Here is a 13,697-nt window from a genome sequence, read left to right on the forward strand (position 1 = left end):
GGAGGACTTGAAAAAAGTGCGAAGCTAAAGTCTCCGTTCTCTGGAGATTTAGAGGGGGCTTTATGCTGAGGGGTTCCTTAACTTAATGACATTGGAAGGAAACCCTCCTCTGGCGTTTTTGAGACCCGTATAGATACCTTTCAAAGCTACCTAACCATCTTTAATGCGAAGATGTTCGATCGGTATAGATTCTCCTAAGGGCGCCAGAAACCGACTACTTGAGTCAAAGTCTTCAATTTAAACCACTTCTGCAACAGCCAAGACCGTTTCTTGAGAATTTTTTGCCGGCTTTTATGTATTACAGACCTTTTAATTTTCGCACGATACATCGTTACTGTTAATAGCTACGAAGCAAAAAGCGTTGTAAATTATAAGCGCAACCAGCCCACAAATACGCCGCCGATCTGCTGTATGCTTTCCGGTCAATACGCCTATGATGTCGCGGGTAGTAAGATGAAATTAGAAACTTTTACATGGCGCGAATATCGTTATCTCGGCAAATATTACTTCGACTTTATCGATGGATTAGCTCAACCTTCTTATAGTATGACCAATGCCAAAACGGATATAACCGGAAAGAATCAAGAACTAGACTTTGGTCGCAAAATAATACAGATAGAAAGTACGTGGCTTTTGGCTCTTTTGGAACATTCCTGAACCCTGAGAACCTACGCAACGACATTGATCGCAAAAATATAAGATAGATTTTAAATTCGTTCAATGATAATTAAGGAAGGTTGTAAACTTAGATAAATTGCAGTTTCTTTGCAACCATACCAGTTAGTACCTTTTTATGAAGAAAGCAGAAAATACTCGACATACAATTCTAGAAAAAGCGTTTGAGATTATCTATAAAAAAGGGTATCAGACCACAAGCATAGATGAAATTATTGCAACAACAAAGGTAACTAAAGGTGCGTTTTATTACCATTTCAAAACGAAAGACGAAATGGGACTGGCAATCATAGACGAAATTTTAAAACCGGCAATGCGAACTGCCTTTGTAGAAACCGTTCAAAATAGTAAAGATCCAGTAAAAGAAATCTACGGACTGATAAAGTCGCTGTTATTGGATAATTCATTTTTAACCGTGAAATTTGGTTGTCCTGTCGGCAATCTCGCACAGGAAGTGAGCACGTGGAATCCTGTTTTTGGAAAAGCAATTGCTGAGATAATTTCTGAGTGGAAACTCACTCTAGAAACAATTATACAAAACGGAGTTGATAAAGGCATTCTTAAAAAAGGTGTAAGCCCCCAGCAAGTTGCTTATTTTGTAATTTCTGGCTATTGGGGAATTAGAACTTTCGGAAAAGTGTACAATAGCAATGACTGCTATCAATTTTATTTAAAAGAACTTAAGTCTTATCTAAACAACCTAGAATAAAATATGATATTTAAAACATACTAAATAGTATGTTTTAAATATCTTTGCATCGTCAATTTAAATTTTCGATGTATCAAACAATTATATTCTATCATTCCATAATTCGATGGCTTGTGCTCACGAGTTTGCTTTACTCCATTTTTAGGGCTGGAAAAGGCTATCTTTCAAATGCACCTTTTTCTAAAACCGATAATACAGTTAGGCATTGGACAGCAACAATTGCTCATATTCAGCTTGTAATCGGCATTACTCTTTATACGCAAAGTCCAATAATCAAATATTTCTGGCACAATTTCAATCAGGCCATTCAAAATTTAGACACGACTTTTTTTGGTTTACTTCATATCATTTTGATGCTGACAGCAATCATTTTTATTACAATTGGTTCAGCACTTTCAAAAAGAAAAACAACCGACAAAGAAAAGTTTAAAACAATTTTGATTTGGTATTCAATTTCGATAATCATCATTTTTATAGCTATTCCTTGGCCATTTTCTCCATTAGCAAACAGGCCTTATTTTAGATAATTCTGATAAACAAAAACATTGTACGTTAAAATCCAAAAGCAAAATTTGTTTGAAAAAAATTAATCATGTAAAAAATAATCAAATGACAAATCAACAATTAATAACAGAATTTTATGAAATATTCTACAACAATAAGAATATAATAAAAGCAAAGGAAATGATGAAAGAGAATTTTATAAATCATCATCCTCACGTACCTGCAGGTGCAGACTCAACCATTTATGCAATTACAAACTATGTATTTAATGCAAATCCTGATTTTAGGGTTTACATTAAGAAAATTTTAAGTGAGGGTGATTTTGTATGGATATATTGTTTTATTAAAAACAATGAAAATGACAAGGGAAGTATGGCAGTTGATATTTGGCGAATTGAAGATGGGAAACTTGCAGAATTATGGGATGTAGTTCAGCAAATTCCCGATGGTATAGATGCTACATCAATGTTCTAATTGCAAAATGATCTTATTTTAGATAATATGATAAATTTATTCAAAACAAAAATCGGCAGATTAAGGGTTATCGGCTACTTGGAGGGTATTTCTTTATTAGTCCTCATCTTCATTGCAGTGCCAATGAAATACTATTTTGGAAATCCAATTTTTTCAAAAGCACTTGGACCAATTCACGGAGCAATATTTTTGCTTTTCCTTTTCAATACTTTAAGTGTTGGCGTTGAGCAGAATTGGAAATTTAAAGACACGACTTGGAAAGTTCTTTTGGCCTGCTTTATTCCTTTCGGAACATTTTACATCGATCATAAAATATTAAGCAAGCTATGAAATCGGTTTTTATTATTGTTGGTGTATTATTTTTAATCTATATTTCTTTTCGCACTTACAGAATTGCAACGATAGACGATGGCCTTGGAAAGAAAATAGAAAACGGTGCGGTAATTCTGGATGTAAGAAGGGCGACAGAATATGAAATGGGTCATATTGATGGATCAATAAACATTTCATTGGGATCAATAAGGGAACGGTCTGTGGACTTAGATCCAAATAAAGTTTACATCACGTGCTGCTCGCATGGCTTAAGAAGCGTAAAAGTTGAAAGCATATTAAAAGAAGAGGGATTTAAACACGTATAAAACGGGGGGGCTTGGTCTGATTTAGAACAAATGGTAAATAAATTTCGACATAAAGACTCTGATTGCCCCGCAATTATAGCTAAAATAGAATTTCTCATTGATTTTGACACTTTAATTTTTATCATTAAACCCCCGTTTATTGGGATTTAAAATTGCCAAAAAGCATCTTGCTTTCAAATCCTCCTAAACCACCATCCAAAAGCTCACGCTTACTTCAAACATTATCCCGACCTGTCCCAAAAACCCGTCTTGATAAACTATATTCCATATATTTGTTATCGAACGTTTAATTGAACATCGATGGACAAGGAGGATTTCTTACGGGAATACGACGAGGCGCTGAAAAACTATACCGAGCTGATCGTGAAAAGCTTCAGGAAAAAAGATTTCAGGGAGTACAGCGAGATCCTGTTCTCTGCCCACAGCTGCGCGATAGAAGGTAACTCTTTTAGTGTAAACGATACCAAAGAGCTGCGCGAAAAGGGGATAGGCCTCAAATTACAGGACAAATCTCTGCTAGAGGCCTATGAGATCCTAGACCACTTCAGTGCGTACGACTTTATCTATGACAACCTTGATGCCCCATTGAGCGAAGACCTTCTCAAAAAGGTTCACTCCATGGTTACCCAGAACACCATAAAATACACCAAGGGAATGTCGCCCGGAGAATATACCAACACCCAGATGGCTGCCGGGGATACCATCTTTGGAGATTACGAGGCCAATATTGCCAAAGTGCCGGAGCTTATGGAGCTTACGCAGAAGGCGATCGACAGGGCCGAGATCCACCCCTTGGAGATAAGCGCCCGGTTCCATAAATTTTTTATTTATCTCCACCCATTCCCCGATGGTAACGGCCGTGTAGGTAGATTGATCTCAAACCTCATTCTGGCAAAATTCGGCCACCCGAATATTATCATAGAGGCAAGGGAAAAACAGCAATATATCAACGCCCTAAAAATAACCGAGAAGCATAAAGATCTGGATGTAATGACGATCTTCTTTGCCAAGACCTGTGTCGATCGTATGAAAACAGAGATCAGCCAAAAACAGGATCTTACCCAAAATCCCTCAATGAGTTTTGAGGCAAAAGAAAAGAAGGGACGAAAATTATGAAACTGGGATATGCAAGGGTAAGCACAATGGATCAGAATCTAGATCTGCAGACAGACGCCCTAAAAAATGCGGAATGTGAGGTTATCTTTCAAGAGAAGATATCGGGCAAGACCAAAGAGCGCCACGAGCTGATGAATCTTTTCTCGAAGCTCCGTGCCGGGGATACCGTTATTGTATGGAAGCTGGATAGGCTCGGCCGGTCATTGCGGGATCTGATCGACCTTGTTGCAGAAATGCAAAAACTGGGGGGTAAATTTCATAAGTATCCGGGATAGCATCAACACCGGGACGGCCACGGGAAGATTCACCTTCAACATATTTGCCTCACTGGCAGAATTCGAGCGGGAGATCATAAGCGAGCGAACCAGGGCGGGGCTGGAATCGGCAAGGGCAAGGGGCAGAAAAGGCGGTAGGCCACCAGGTCTTTCAAAAGAGAACCTCGCCAAGGCGAACGCGATAAAAGTGCTTTTTGACAAACAGGACAAGACCATGGAGGAGATAGCAAATGTTGTCGGTTTGAGCCGTAGTACCTGCTATAGGTATCTGGATATTTCCAATCCCTTGCCGACACACAAAAAAGGTTAATTAAAGGCAATCTTTATGTGTCTACCAATAAAAATCCATTTGCTGTACAGTAACACAAGACAATTTGTGCTATCTTGGAACATCGGTAACATATACGCACAATATAGCAGGTCGGGGGATGGAAGAAATTGTGGAAATAAAATATAAAATTTTGACTCAACTTGATATGAAAAAATTATCACCAATATTTTTGCTTTCTCTGGTGTTGGCAATTGCGGGCTGTAAAAAAGTAAATTCTGTGGCCAACCCAACACAAAGCTATATTGCTTACTTTCAAATTGATAGCCTTAACAATTATTTGAGACCTTCCTCATCTATGGATACCATTCACATAAGAGAAAAGTTAAAAGATTATGCTCTAAAAATATTAAAAGAAAAATCTATCGACAAAAGTAGTTTTACCAGTAGTTTTTACTCGTCTCCGACTAATAACGGTTTTATTCTCATGGTTAAAAATGCCGATAGGATAAACAATTTAAAGGTTGATAAACGGATCGATAGTCTACATAAGAGTATTGCGTTTAAAGGGATATAGGCTTTGTTAGTCTTTAATTTGATTTTTCTAAATAGATATTCCGACGCTAGTCACCACATAATACAACACCCCATCGCCAACTTCTATATTGGCATAACATATTGACATCTACAAGATCAAATTGGATAGATGAAGGCATGTGTATCAAATGAGAAAACATTTTCTTACTTTAGCTATGAACTGATTAACTAAATAGTTAAATTGTGATTGTAACCAACTTAACAAATCATGAGCATAAAACCAGGACCAAAAAAGATCGCGGAATCGACAGGAAAGCCAGATAAGCGTCAACGAGATAATAAAGAAACTCCAGGTAATACACCGTCACTAAAACCACACAAACACACAAAAGGAAAGTAATTATAAAACTTCTCCGAATGGTGCTAGCACCCAACTTGCGAATTAAACCACCTTAAAGAAAATTTTCAATATCAAGTTTCTTCGCTCCTAGTATGCAAGTCGAAAAGAAGAACTTACAATAAAAGATATCGCAGTTTAAATTTGGGAAGTCTGGTATAATTTGGACGAACAGATATGTTATATCGCCTTATAATAGCGTTTCATAGCCAATAAAACAATTGTAAACTGATTTAAAAACTGACAAAGATCTTAGGCTAGAAAAGTTAAAACATACATTTTTAGCGCTTTGCAAAAGACATGGATTTTGAAAATTTAAAAAAGCGTATACACCCTGATGCTAATCCAAAACTTACTGGATTTCAGACGTTAGCTTGGTATCTATTTGTTAGCTACCCATTTTTTATTTTTATAATAAGTGGCAGCATAGCACTTTTAGCTTACTTCACCCGAGACGACAATAGAAGTATTAGTCTAAGCAATGTGGGTTTTGGAATGTTGATCGGCTTGTCATCAGTATGTTTCTCCTATCATAAGATTTTACAAACCGGAAATTACATTAGACTTCACCTAGACGTACAGAAAGCCGGAGAACTTTTTCTAACTTCTGCTATAGCATTCGTCTTGTCTTCCGCATTAAAGTATGCATACTTTGTAATTGATCCTGAAACCTTTTTATATAACTGGTTTGGATTTCTGATTCGATCGGCATATAGGTGTAGTTTTTTCGCTGCAGAATTGATTTGTATAATAGGACTTGCAAAACTGATAGACGTTTTACACATCAGAATTACTTCATCTATACGGTGATCTTCTATATTCAAAGAAAACTTATTAATTGATGCCCCTTAAAAATTATCACCAAAACCAAGTTTTTATGGGATTTAGTTTTTCTCAATTACTCATTATCAAAAACTGAAATCCTCATTTGATTATTGAAATGGGTTTATGATAACTTGGCTATACACCCGCTATTCTATGTAGTAAATTTGTGGCATTTTCTGAACCAGGTTAACTGGGAGACTTTAGTATCCGAAAAACCGGGGTTTACTGATATATTATTTTAGGATAAATATTTCATTGTCAACAAAGAGATTTTTTTTCAATCTATCAAAGATTAAAAGGAAGTTTGATCGAATAAACCGACAGAAATTGATTTCGGAACCGCCCGCCACAGAAATAAATCAGCTCTTTGATGGTCTTATTCGGTGAAAATTACGTGTCTAATAAAATAACCCGTTTTCATACATTTGGTCTCTATGAAAGCTCAGTCCAAATTATTACGTGGTGGTGGCGAGATGGGGGAACTGACCCGTTCCTTCGACTGGTCTACGACAACTTTAGGTGCAGTTCAGTTATGGCCGCAGAGTTTATTGACCCTTTTGAACGTGGTTCTCAATTCTAAATTTCCAATGTTCTTGTGGTGGGGACCAGAACTGATCCAATTTTATAACGATGCGTACCGGCCAAGCTTGGGAATCGAAGGAAAACACCCAACAGCACTGGGGCAACGGGGTGAAGAATGCTGGCCTGAAATATGGGCGATTATCAAGCCCATGATGGATCAGGTGCTTTCTGGCGGCGAGTCTATCTGGCAGGAAGATCAACTCATCCCAATATTTCGCAATAATAGAATGGAAGATGTTTACTGGACCTTCAGTTATGCGAGGGTAGACGATGAGATGGGCGATGCTGCAGGAGTACTAGTCATTTGTAACGAGACGACAAATAAGGTAAGGGCTCTAAGCACAATTACAGAGGCGAACGAAAAGTTGCATACTGCTCGGTTACAAGCAGAAGGTCGGCGTGATAGATTAAACCGCTTTTTCATGGAAACTCCTGTCGGGATCTGTATCCTTGATGGGGCCGATCTGGTTTTTGAGCTGGTCAATCCACTCTATCAACAACTTTTTCCGAGACGTGAATTATTGGGCAAAGCCTTATTGGATGCCATACCAGAAATCAAGGGACAACCGATCTGGGAAATCTTACAGGAAGTTTATCAAACAGGGAAAACTTATGAAGGGAACGAATTGCTGGTTCCCCTGGCCCGACATAAAAACGGCCCGATTCAAGACCGGTATTTCAATTTTATTTATCAGGCAAGAACCGATGCCCAGAACAAGTCGGATGGGATCCTTGTTTTTGTTATCGAGGTTACAGATATGATATTGTCCAAGTTGGAATTGGTAAAAGCCCAGGACAACTTAACAATGGCCGTAACAGCGGCACAATTGGGAACGTTCGATCTTGACCTGAAGAAGGGGACTATGGACTGGGACGAACGCTGCCGTACGCTTTTTGGCATCAGCCATAATGATCCGGTTACCTATGAAAAAAATTTCCTGCCCGGCCTCCACCCCGATGATCTCGATAGGATCGATACAATAATCAAGAACGTATTTGTCAAATCGATCAGCAACGGGAATTATGATGTAGAGTACCGCACCATCGGTGTAGAAGATCATCAGTTGAGGTGGGTGAGAGCCATGGGTAAAGCTTACTTTGATGAGCAGGACGAGCCGCTTCGCTTTGTTGGCTCTGTAATGGATATAACGGAGCGAAAACAGGATGAGATCAGAAAAAATGATTTTATCGGGATGGTTAGCCATGAACTGAAAACGCCGTTGACTTCGCTGACCGCACTTTTACAAATGTTAAGTTTAAAGTTAAAAAATAGTGGCGATCAGTTTGTTGTCGGGGCGATCTCAAAATCTAACACCCAGGTGAAGAAAATGGCAAATATGATCAAGGGTTTCCTTGATATTTCACGTTTGGAATCCGGGAAAATACATATCGAAAAAGAACATTTTGATTTAGATCAGCTGATCAAGGAAATTATTGAAGAGATTAAACTTACAGTAACGAGCCATTCTATCGATCTTTTGCCCTGTGACCCGCTTGATATTTATGCCGACAGGGATAAAATAGGATCTGTTATAACCAATCTGCTTACCAATGCTGTAAAATATTCACCGGAAGGAGAAATTATCCAGGTACTGTGCAGTAAGGATCAGAACAGTGCGAAAGTTAGCGTTGCAGACCAAGGTATGGGAATAAAACCAGCTGATATTGAGAAACTATTTGACCGGTATTATCGGATAAAAAACAAGCAAACCCATAACATTGCCGGTTTCGGGATAGGCCTTTACCTATGTGCAGAAATCATCGAGCGCCATGAAGGAAAAATCTCTGTAGAAAGTAAGTCGGGTGAAGGTTCTACCTTTACATTCACGTTACCATTAATATGATAGAGCCCTTGTCTAAAAACCCTCATCTGAAAACCATTGATTTAATACAGCTAAAAGATCCGGGTCCTCGTCAATTATCAACATTTTGTTCATTTTTATGCCCTTTGAATTAAATATAGAAAGCGATAGGTATACTGAACTAAAAAAAATTGAGCCTATAGTTTTTGTACTATTTACTTTACGTTTTGGTATCCATAATCAAAGCTTTCCCTACATCTTAATTGAAAGTAGCAAAGGATTAAAAAAGAAACCTCCAAGAAATTTGAAAATTAAAACAAAGGGGCTTTAATTATTTTATCAATATTACGATACCTAAAAAAGTACTGATTATCGAGGACGACAAGGATTTGCTTGAGATTATTCCCATTCTTTAAACCAACTTTTACGTATTACGCTACTTGATTGCCTTCAGCTCTCTTATAGTTTTTAACAGCAATTTCGCTACGTCTTCTGACGATGCCGGATTTTGACCGGTTATCAGAAGACCGTCCTTTACTACATTGCTGACCCCATCGGATCCCTTGTTGTAGTTTGCACCCGATTTTTTTAATTCATCCTCTAAAAGGAATGGGACTACCCCACTCAATTTGAGTGCCGCCTGCTCGGTATCGGAAAAGCCGGTTACATTTTTTCCCTTGATCAAAAGATCGCCATTTTGGACTTTGACCTTAATCAACACCCCCGGGGCGTAGGATACAAAGGCGGTAGGCTTATTGTGTTTTATAAAATTCTGGATCAGGGCGATGGATGCCATATCATTCACCAGATCCCATAACGGCCCATGTCCACCCGAATAAAAAACAGCATCAAAATTAATCTGCCCCACTGTTTCTAACTTGACGGAATGGGCCATCTTATCCTTCAGGTCCTTGTCCTTGGCAAACCGTCTGGTTGCTGTTGTCTGCACCTCAGACAATTCGCTTCTGGAATAAATAGGGGGAGTACCCCCTGTTGGTGAGGCAATGGTGATCTCTGCCCCGGCATCTTCAAATATATAATAAGGAGCTAGAAATTCTTCGATCCAGAACCCCTTTTTTTGACCTGTGTCTCCCGGTTCGCTGTGGGACGTTAACACCATTAATATTTTCATACTTTCTATTCAAGTTAAATTTTTTATTTATAAACCCTTACAATCACTCTTTCCTCGGTTTTTTCGCAAAAATAATCCGTGGAATATTCTCGTTGCCTTCCTAACGTTTTAGGCCGCCTCTTGGTTTTGCTCTGGTTTTGCTGTCATTATTCCCGCAAATCCATTTCCGATTTCGATAAATTTCGATTCCTTTTTATTGTAAACCCACCTTGGATTATCTATGTTTTTATATTGGGCTGCTTTTCTGTTCTCTTTTTGGATCCTATTCGATTTTAGTGAATCTGATCGTCAGATAATCGATCCACTTCTTATGGTCTGAGATTTTTTGCCATAGTCCGGAGATCTCTGTCTCATTGTTGCAGAAACTGCCCTTGAACCGAAGTTCCTCTCCCTTGATCTTTAGCTCACCGTTCTTTAAGGTAGCCGTCATGTGAGTAGATGAGCCCTTATCGTTGTAATGTTGCAATATGATTTCATCGTTAAACTCACCGAGCCCGATCATCTCGTGGGCCTGACTTTTCTCCTCTCCCATTACCACATCAGCCTTATGAAGCAAAAAAAAGCCTCCGAGTATGATTTCATAGGTATCAGTTCCGACAATCGTTGTCTCCGGAGATCTTTCGGTCTCTAATATCCGTCCATCTGTCTTCCATGTTCCCACCAGTTTGCTGAAATCGGTATTTTTGATCAGGTTGTTTTTCATTTTGTTCTATGATTTTATCCAATGGCTTTTCCAGGTACTTTCTCCATGGGTGTTTTCGATTTTTCTTATCGGTATCTGCTGATTTAACCTACGCATTGAATCAATGTAATCATATTGCCGCTATCCCCAAGTGGATCAGGAATGCCGCCCTCGATCCTTTGGTCGGTTCATTGAAATTACTCTTTCTTTGATTTTGATATTTCCCCCCCAACTTAGTTTCAGATATCCCCATCGTAAAGATGGGACTTTTTGATCTTTTCTCATATTTTTAGCATAAAATGGTCAAGGTCATAAATGTGACTAAGAAGGACTTTCTACACATTCTAGAAAAAGTTGAAGAGAAAGAAACTGTTTTAGATAACCTTTTAGACTATCCCACCATTGCGGTGTAGCAATCTCAACGGATATCAATTAAAATCAAGATATGAATGTCTTTTTGCGTACATTGATTGACCGCATATAAACAGAAAATGTCAGAAGAAGAATTTGGTGCCATGATCAAAGATCATATCTCTGCGCTGACCAGGAACGCATTAAAGTTCACCAGAGATCTGGAGGATGCCGATGATCTGGTACAGGATACCATGGTCAAGGCGATCAGGTTCTATAAAAGTTATGAACCGGGAACAAACATAACGGGCTGGCTGTTCGTCATTATGAAGAATACCTTCATCAACAATTGTAGAAAAGAGGCTCGGAAACGTGCACTGATGGTACAGGAAGACGAAATATCCTCCGCAAACCTCTTATATAGTGCCGAGCGCAACAAAGCTACCGGAAGTATGGTCATGGAGGATATAAATAAGGTCTTGGGTTTAATTCCAGAGGTGAACCGAATTCCTTTTATACGCTATGTGGAGGGATACAAATACCATGAGATCGCCGAAGAGCAGCAGATTCCACTCGGCACGGTCAAAACACGTATCCATGAGGCACGGGTCATGCTCAAAAAACAATTGAGGGGATATGACAAAAGTTGATTATCAAAGACCAGAATAGCTCGGATGCGCAGCTATTATATTTTTACAAAAAAAATATTGGCTGATCAGAACTTTGGACATCATAGATTGTTGAATGTAATGTTCCGAAGCGGTAAAAAAATTATCTTTAGACCATAACCTATAGCTTTAATCTGATGATCACCGAAATATTGACCCCGAACGTTGTTGATCTATTGAAGAAAGAGCTGCCTTATTCCTGTACCCTGCAGTCGTATCTCGGCCAGGTCGTTCTGGAGATCGGCAACATTGATTTTGAACAGCAAATGGGATCCCTCGTACAGAAGATCCAGTCCGCTATAGACCTTCACTTTCCCGACAGGGATGAGGATCTGTGCGTGGTCATCAAAAATAGGGATACAGGGACACAGAACACCATCAAGATATGGAAACCTTATGTGGCATAGGTGAAAGGACAAATATTCCATGCGCTGGAGCGTTTTGAACTTTGTTTTGGTAAGCGTTCATTCTGCAAGTTGAAAGATTTTGGCATGTCGAATAAACATGGGCTAGAGGTCTAAATAAACAAACTTTATTACACGACAAAAACAATCCGTAGATCACTTTTGTTGATACTCTGAATCAATTTTAACCGATACCCTACACAATGACTGCTTTCTCCCCCTCTGAAAGACACACCATCGTGCTGTTTCAAAAAGGGGACAAGAACGCTTTTTTGGAGCTATATGCCCGTTACGCACCAGCTATCTTGGGGATGCTGACAAGAGTTGTTGGCGATCGGGAACAGGCAGAAAAATACCTCGATGAATCCTTCTGTACCTTCTGGTCAGAGCGACATACCTACGATACCGGCAAAGAACGGCTGTTTACCTGGATGGTCAAGATTGCCCTTGACTGTGTCGAGGCCAAGGCCGTCAAAACAAAACACGTAGACCTGCACATACGCGAACTGGTCGATCTTTCCTGCGGTATGGATGTTGGATCCTATCTACGGAATAAAAAGTGTGTCGAAGCACTTGGGACCTATGTAGATCCGCCGATCAAACAGGCTATTGAGATGTTATACTTTAAGCCCTACAGCTACAATACGGCGGCAGAAAAGCTAAGATTTTCGGTAAATTTTTTGAAACGGGAGGTCATAAGGACGATCAGAAAATTAAAGCATACAGATATCCCGACGTAATTATAAATCATTCTGTCACCTGATCCCGTTTTTCACTTCCCAAAAAATAGAATAGAAGCACTACGTGCCGTATTTAATGCCTGCTGAACGATGCCAAACCCAACAGCAAAAAGAAGGGGAAGGAAACCAAGGTTACCTTCCCCCAACTTTAAATTAACGCTCTCAATGGTATAAACGATCAGCCCTCTAAAAAAGTTTTTGGAACATTATCTTTTTTTGGGTCTGAACCCAAAAACCATCCCAACCCATTACTTGCCGTTGTCGAGCCGTGTAAAACTTAACCTAGGAAGCGTTGTTTTGTGGAAATACAAATATATCCATGAGCCTAAAAAATAAGTTTTTCGAGCGTTTCTCCAATGCTGCCACTGCCTTTACAGGAAGTTCTACGGCCTTTATTTCAGCTTTGCTGATTGTTATAGTTTGGGGAATAAGTGGGCCCATCTTTAAATATTCTGAAACCTGGCAGCTCGTGATCAATACTGGTACCACCGTTATTACCTTTCTGATGGTCTTTCTAATACAAAAGGCCCAGAATAAGGATGGAAAGGCAATCCAGTTAAAACTGAACGAGCTTATCGCAGCGGTAGAAGGGGCAAGCAATAGGATGGTGAACATAGAAGAGCTGACAGAGGAAGAGCTGGACAAGCTCCACAAGTTTTATGATAAATTATCAGAATTGGCAAAGAAGGAAGGGGACATACACTGTTCCCACTCTATCGATGTCGCCTCGGATATTCATAACAAAAAAACCTCCATCCATAAAAAATTTAAGATGAAGGTTTAACTCAATCTGGAGAAACACTGGCCAAAGTTTTGACCAGGTGTTATTAAAAAATTTGAGATCTCAGACATCCACGAAACAAAACCTACCGCTATGTTTGTTCATCGATGCGCTGCTCGATTTGTTTTATTTGGCGT

The 13,697-nt window shown here is 39.2% G+C and carries 19 protein-coding genes; 17 read left to right on the forward strand and 2 right to left on the reverse strand.

Annotation, left to right across the window (positions count from 1 at the left end):
- Window positions 1–270: 270 nt before the first annotated feature.
- The 13 genes from ACVWYG_RS18855 to ACVWYG_RS18915 all read left to right on the forward strand — a co-directional run bounded on the left by ACVWYG_RS18855 (window position 271) and on the right by ACVWYG_RS18915 (window position 8,844).
- The gene (locus ACVWYG_RS18855) at window positions 271–657 is read left to right on the forward strand and encodes a hypothetical protein (RefSeq protein ID WP_457272555.1); all 387 of its coding nucleotides are present in this window, start codon (window positions 271–273) and stop codon (window positions 655–657) included.
- Between the two features lie 136 nt (window positions 658–793).
- Window positions 794–1,384 carry a TetR/AcrR family transcriptional regulator gene (locus tag ACVWYG_RS18860; RefSeq protein ID WP_457272557.1) on the forward strand — a complete coding sequence of 197 codons (591 nt, stop codon included), beginning with the start codon at window positions 794–796 and terminating at the stop codon, window positions 1,382–1,384.
- Window positions 1,385–1,452: 68 nt separating this feature from the next.
- Window positions 1,453–1,911, forward strand: a complete 459-nt coding sequence (locus ACVWYG_RS18865; protein ID WP_457272559.1) for a hypothetical protein — start codon at window positions 1,453–1,455, stop codon at window positions 1,909–1,911.
- Window positions 1,912–1,960: 49 nt separating this feature from the next.
- Window positions 1,961–2,362: a nuclear transport factor 2 family protein gene (locus tag ACVWYG_RS18870; protein WP_457272561.1), complete on the forward strand. Its 402-nt coding sequence runs from the start codon at window positions 1,961–1,963 to the stop codon at window positions 2,360–2,362.
- A gap of 27 nt (window positions 2,363–2,389) precedes the next feature.
- Window positions 2,390–2,692 (forward strand): DUF3817 domain-containing protein, encoded by a 303-nt coding sequence (locus ACVWYG_RS18875; RefSeq protein ID WP_457272563.1) that lies wholly within the window; start codon window positions 2,390–2,392, stop codon window positions 2,690–2,692.
- Window positions 2,689–3,000, forward strand: coding sequence for a rhodanese-like domain-containing protein (locus ACVWYG_RS18880; RefSeq protein WP_457272565.1), 312 nt, complete (start codon window positions 2,689–2,691; stop codon window positions 2,998–3,000). The genes ACVWYG_RS18875 and ACVWYG_RS18880 overlap by 4 nt, the downstream gene beginning before the upstream one ends.
- 300 nt (window positions 3,001–3,300) lie before the next feature.
- Window positions 3,301–4,116: a Fic family protein gene (locus tag ACVWYG_RS18885; RefSeq protein ID WP_457272566.1), complete on the forward strand. Its 816-nt coding sequence runs from the start codon at window positions 3,301–3,303 to the stop codon at window positions 4,114–4,116.
- Window positions 4,113–4,391, forward strand: coding sequence for a recombinase family protein (locus ACVWYG_RS18890; RefSeq protein WP_457272568.1), 279 nt, complete (start codon window positions 4,113–4,115; stop codon window positions 4,389–4,391). The genes ACVWYG_RS18885 and ACVWYG_RS18890 overlap by 4 nt, the downstream gene beginning before the upstream one ends.
- Window positions 4,339–4,701 carry a recombinase family protein gene (locus ACVWYG_RS18895; protein WP_457272570.1) on the forward strand — a complete coding sequence of 121 codons (363 nt, stop codon included), beginning with the start codon at window positions 4,339–4,341 and terminating at the stop codon, window positions 4,699–4,701. The genes ACVWYG_RS18890 and ACVWYG_RS18895 overlap by 53 nt, the downstream gene beginning before the upstream one ends.
- 166 nt (window positions 4,702–4,867) lie before the next feature.
- A complete protein-coding gene (locus tag ACVWYG_RS18900) occupies window positions 4,868–5,236 on the forward strand; it encodes a hypothetical protein (protein ID WP_457272571.1) in 369 nt (122 codons plus the stop codon).
- A gap of 228 nt (window positions 5,237–5,464) precedes the next feature.
- Window positions 5,465–5,596, forward strand: coding sequence for a hypothetical protein (locus tag ACVWYG_RS18905; RefSeq protein WP_457272573.1), 132 nt, complete (start codon window positions 5,465–5,467; stop codon window positions 5,594–5,596).
- Window positions 5,597–5,893: 297 nt separating this feature from the next.
- Window positions 5,894–6,403, forward strand: coding sequence for a hypothetical protein (locus tag ACVWYG_RS18910; protein ID WP_457272574.1), 510 nt, complete (start codon window positions 5,894–5,896; stop codon window positions 6,401–6,403).
- A 449-nt stretch (window positions 6,404–6,852) separates the two neighbouring features.
- Window positions 6,853–8,844: an ATP-binding protein gene (locus tag ACVWYG_RS18915; protein WP_457272576.1), complete on the forward strand. Its 1,992-nt coding sequence runs from the start codon at window positions 6,853–6,855 to the stop codon at window positions 8,842–8,844.
- A gap of 394 nt (window positions 8,845–9,238) precedes the next feature.
- On the opposite strand, the gene ACVWYG_RS18920 is transcribed toward ACVWYG_RS18915, so the two are convergent.
- Window positions 9,239–9,934 (reverse strand): type 1 glutamine amidotransferase domain-containing protein, encoded by a 696-nt coding sequence (locus tag ACVWYG_RS18920; RefSeq protein WP_457272578.1) that lies wholly within the window; start codon window positions 9,932–9,934, stop codon window positions 9,239–9,241.
- Window positions 9,935–10,196: 262 nt separating this feature from the next.
- A complete protein-coding gene (locus tag ACVWYG_RS18925; RefSeq protein ID WP_457272580.1) occupies window positions 10,197–10,637 on the reverse strand; it encodes a DUF1579 family protein in 441 nt (146 codons plus the stop codon).
- A 470-nt stretch (window positions 10,638–11,107) separates the two neighbouring features.
- Here ACVWYG_RS18925 and ACVWYG_RS18930 point away from each other — a divergent pair, with 470 nt between their 5' ends.
- The 4 genes from ACVWYG_RS18930 (at window position 11,108) to ACVWYG_RS18945 (ending at window position 13,563) form a co-directional block, all read left to right on the forward strand.
- The gene (locus ACVWYG_RS18930) at window positions 11,108–11,617 is read left to right on the forward strand and encodes an RNA polymerase sigma factor (RefSeq protein ID WP_457272582.1); all 510 of its coding nucleotides are present in this window, start codon (window positions 11,108–11,110) and stop codon (window positions 11,615–11,617) included.
- Between the two features lie 155 nt (window positions 11,618–11,772).
- On the forward strand, window positions 11,773–12,042 hold the full coding sequence (locus tag ACVWYG_RS18935; protein WP_457272584.1) for a hypothetical protein: 270 nt from the start codon (window positions 11,773–11,775) through the stop codon (window positions 12,040–12,042).
- A gap of 200 nt (window positions 12,043–12,242) precedes the next feature.
- Entirely contained in the window at window positions 12,243–12,779 is a 537-nt protein-coding gene (locus ACVWYG_RS18940; protein ID WP_457272586.1) for an RNA polymerase sigma factor, read from the forward strand.
- Window positions 12,780–13,098: 319 nt separating this feature from the next.
- Window positions 13,099–13,563, forward strand: a complete 465-nt coding sequence (locus ACVWYG_RS18945; RefSeq protein WP_457272588.1) for a low affinity iron permease family protein — start codon at window positions 13,099–13,101, stop codon at window positions 13,561–13,563.
- The last annotated feature ends 134 nt before the right edge of the window (window positions 13,564–13,697 follow it).

The organism is Pedobacter sp. UYEF25 (assembly GCF_054061655.1).

What these genes read in the sequence shown, in the direction of transcription:
- ACVWYG_RS18860 (WP_457272557.1), top strand. Translation starts at nt 794, where the DNA reads ATGAAGAAAGCAGAAAATACTCGACATACAATTCTAGAAAAAGCGTTT.
- ACVWYG_RS18865 (WP_457272559.1), top strand. Translation starts at nt 1,453, where the DNA reads ATGTATCAAACAATTATATTCTATCATTCCATAATTCGATGGCTTGTG.
- ACVWYG_RS18875 (WP_457272563.1), top strand. Translation starts at nt 2,390, where the DNA reads ATGATAAATTTATTCAAAACAAAAATCGGCAGATTAAGGGTTATCGGC.
- ACVWYG_RS18880 (WP_457272565.1), top strand. Translation starts at nt 2,689, where the DNA reads ATGAAATCGGTTTTTATTATTGTTGGTGTATTATTTTTAATCTATATT.
- ACVWYG_RS18885 (WP_457272566.1), top strand. Translation starts at nt 3,301, where the DNA reads ATGGACAAGGAGGATTTCTTACGGGAATACGACGAGGCGCTGAAAAAC.
- ACVWYG_RS18890 (WP_457272568.1), top strand. Translation starts at nt 4,113, where the DNA reads ATGAAACTGGGATATGCAAGGGTAAGCACAATGGATCAGAATCTAGAT.
- ACVWYG_RS18900 (WP_457272571.1), top strand. Translation starts at nt 4,868, where the DNA reads ATGAAAAAATTATCACCAATATTTTTGCTTTCTCTGGTGTTGGCAATT.
- ACVWYG_RS18905 (WP_457272573.1), top strand. Translation starts at nt 5,465, where the DNA reads ATGAGCATAAAACCAGGACCAAAAAAGATCGCGGAATCGACAGGAAAG.
- ACVWYG_RS18910 (WP_457272574.1), top strand. Translation starts at nt 5,894, where the DNA reads ATGGATTTTGAAAATTTAAAAAAGCGTATACACCCTGATGCTAATCCA.
- ACVWYG_RS18915 (WP_457272576.1), top strand. Translation starts at nt 6,853, where the DNA reads ATGAAAGCTCAGTCCAAATTATTACGTGGTGGTGGCGAGATGGGGGAA.
- ACVWYG_RS18920 (WP_457272578.1), bottom strand. Translation starts at nt 9,934, where the DNA reads ATGAAAATATTAATGGTGTTAACGTCCCACAGCGAACCGGGAGACACA.
- ACVWYG_RS18925 (WP_457272580.1), bottom strand. Translation starts at nt 10,637, where the DNA reads ATGAAAAACAACCTGATCAAAAATACCGATTTCAGCAAACTGGTGGGA.
- ACVWYG_RS18930 (WP_457272582.1), top strand. Translation starts at nt 11,108, where the DNA reads ATGTCAGAAGAAGAATTTGGTGCCATGATCAAAGATCATATCTCTGCG.
- ACVWYG_RS18935 (WP_457272584.1), top strand. Translation starts at nt 11,773, where the DNA reads ATGATCACCGAAATATTGACCCCGAACGTTGTTGATCTATTGAAGAAA.
- ACVWYG_RS18940 (WP_457272586.1), top strand. Translation starts at nt 12,243, where the DNA reads ATGACTGCTTTCTCCCCCTCTGAAAGACACACCATCGTGCTGTTTCAA.
- ACVWYG_RS18945 (WP_457272588.1), top strand. Translation starts at nt 13,099, where the DNA reads ATGAGCCTAAAAAATAAGTTTTTCGAGCGTTTCTCCAATGCTGCCACT.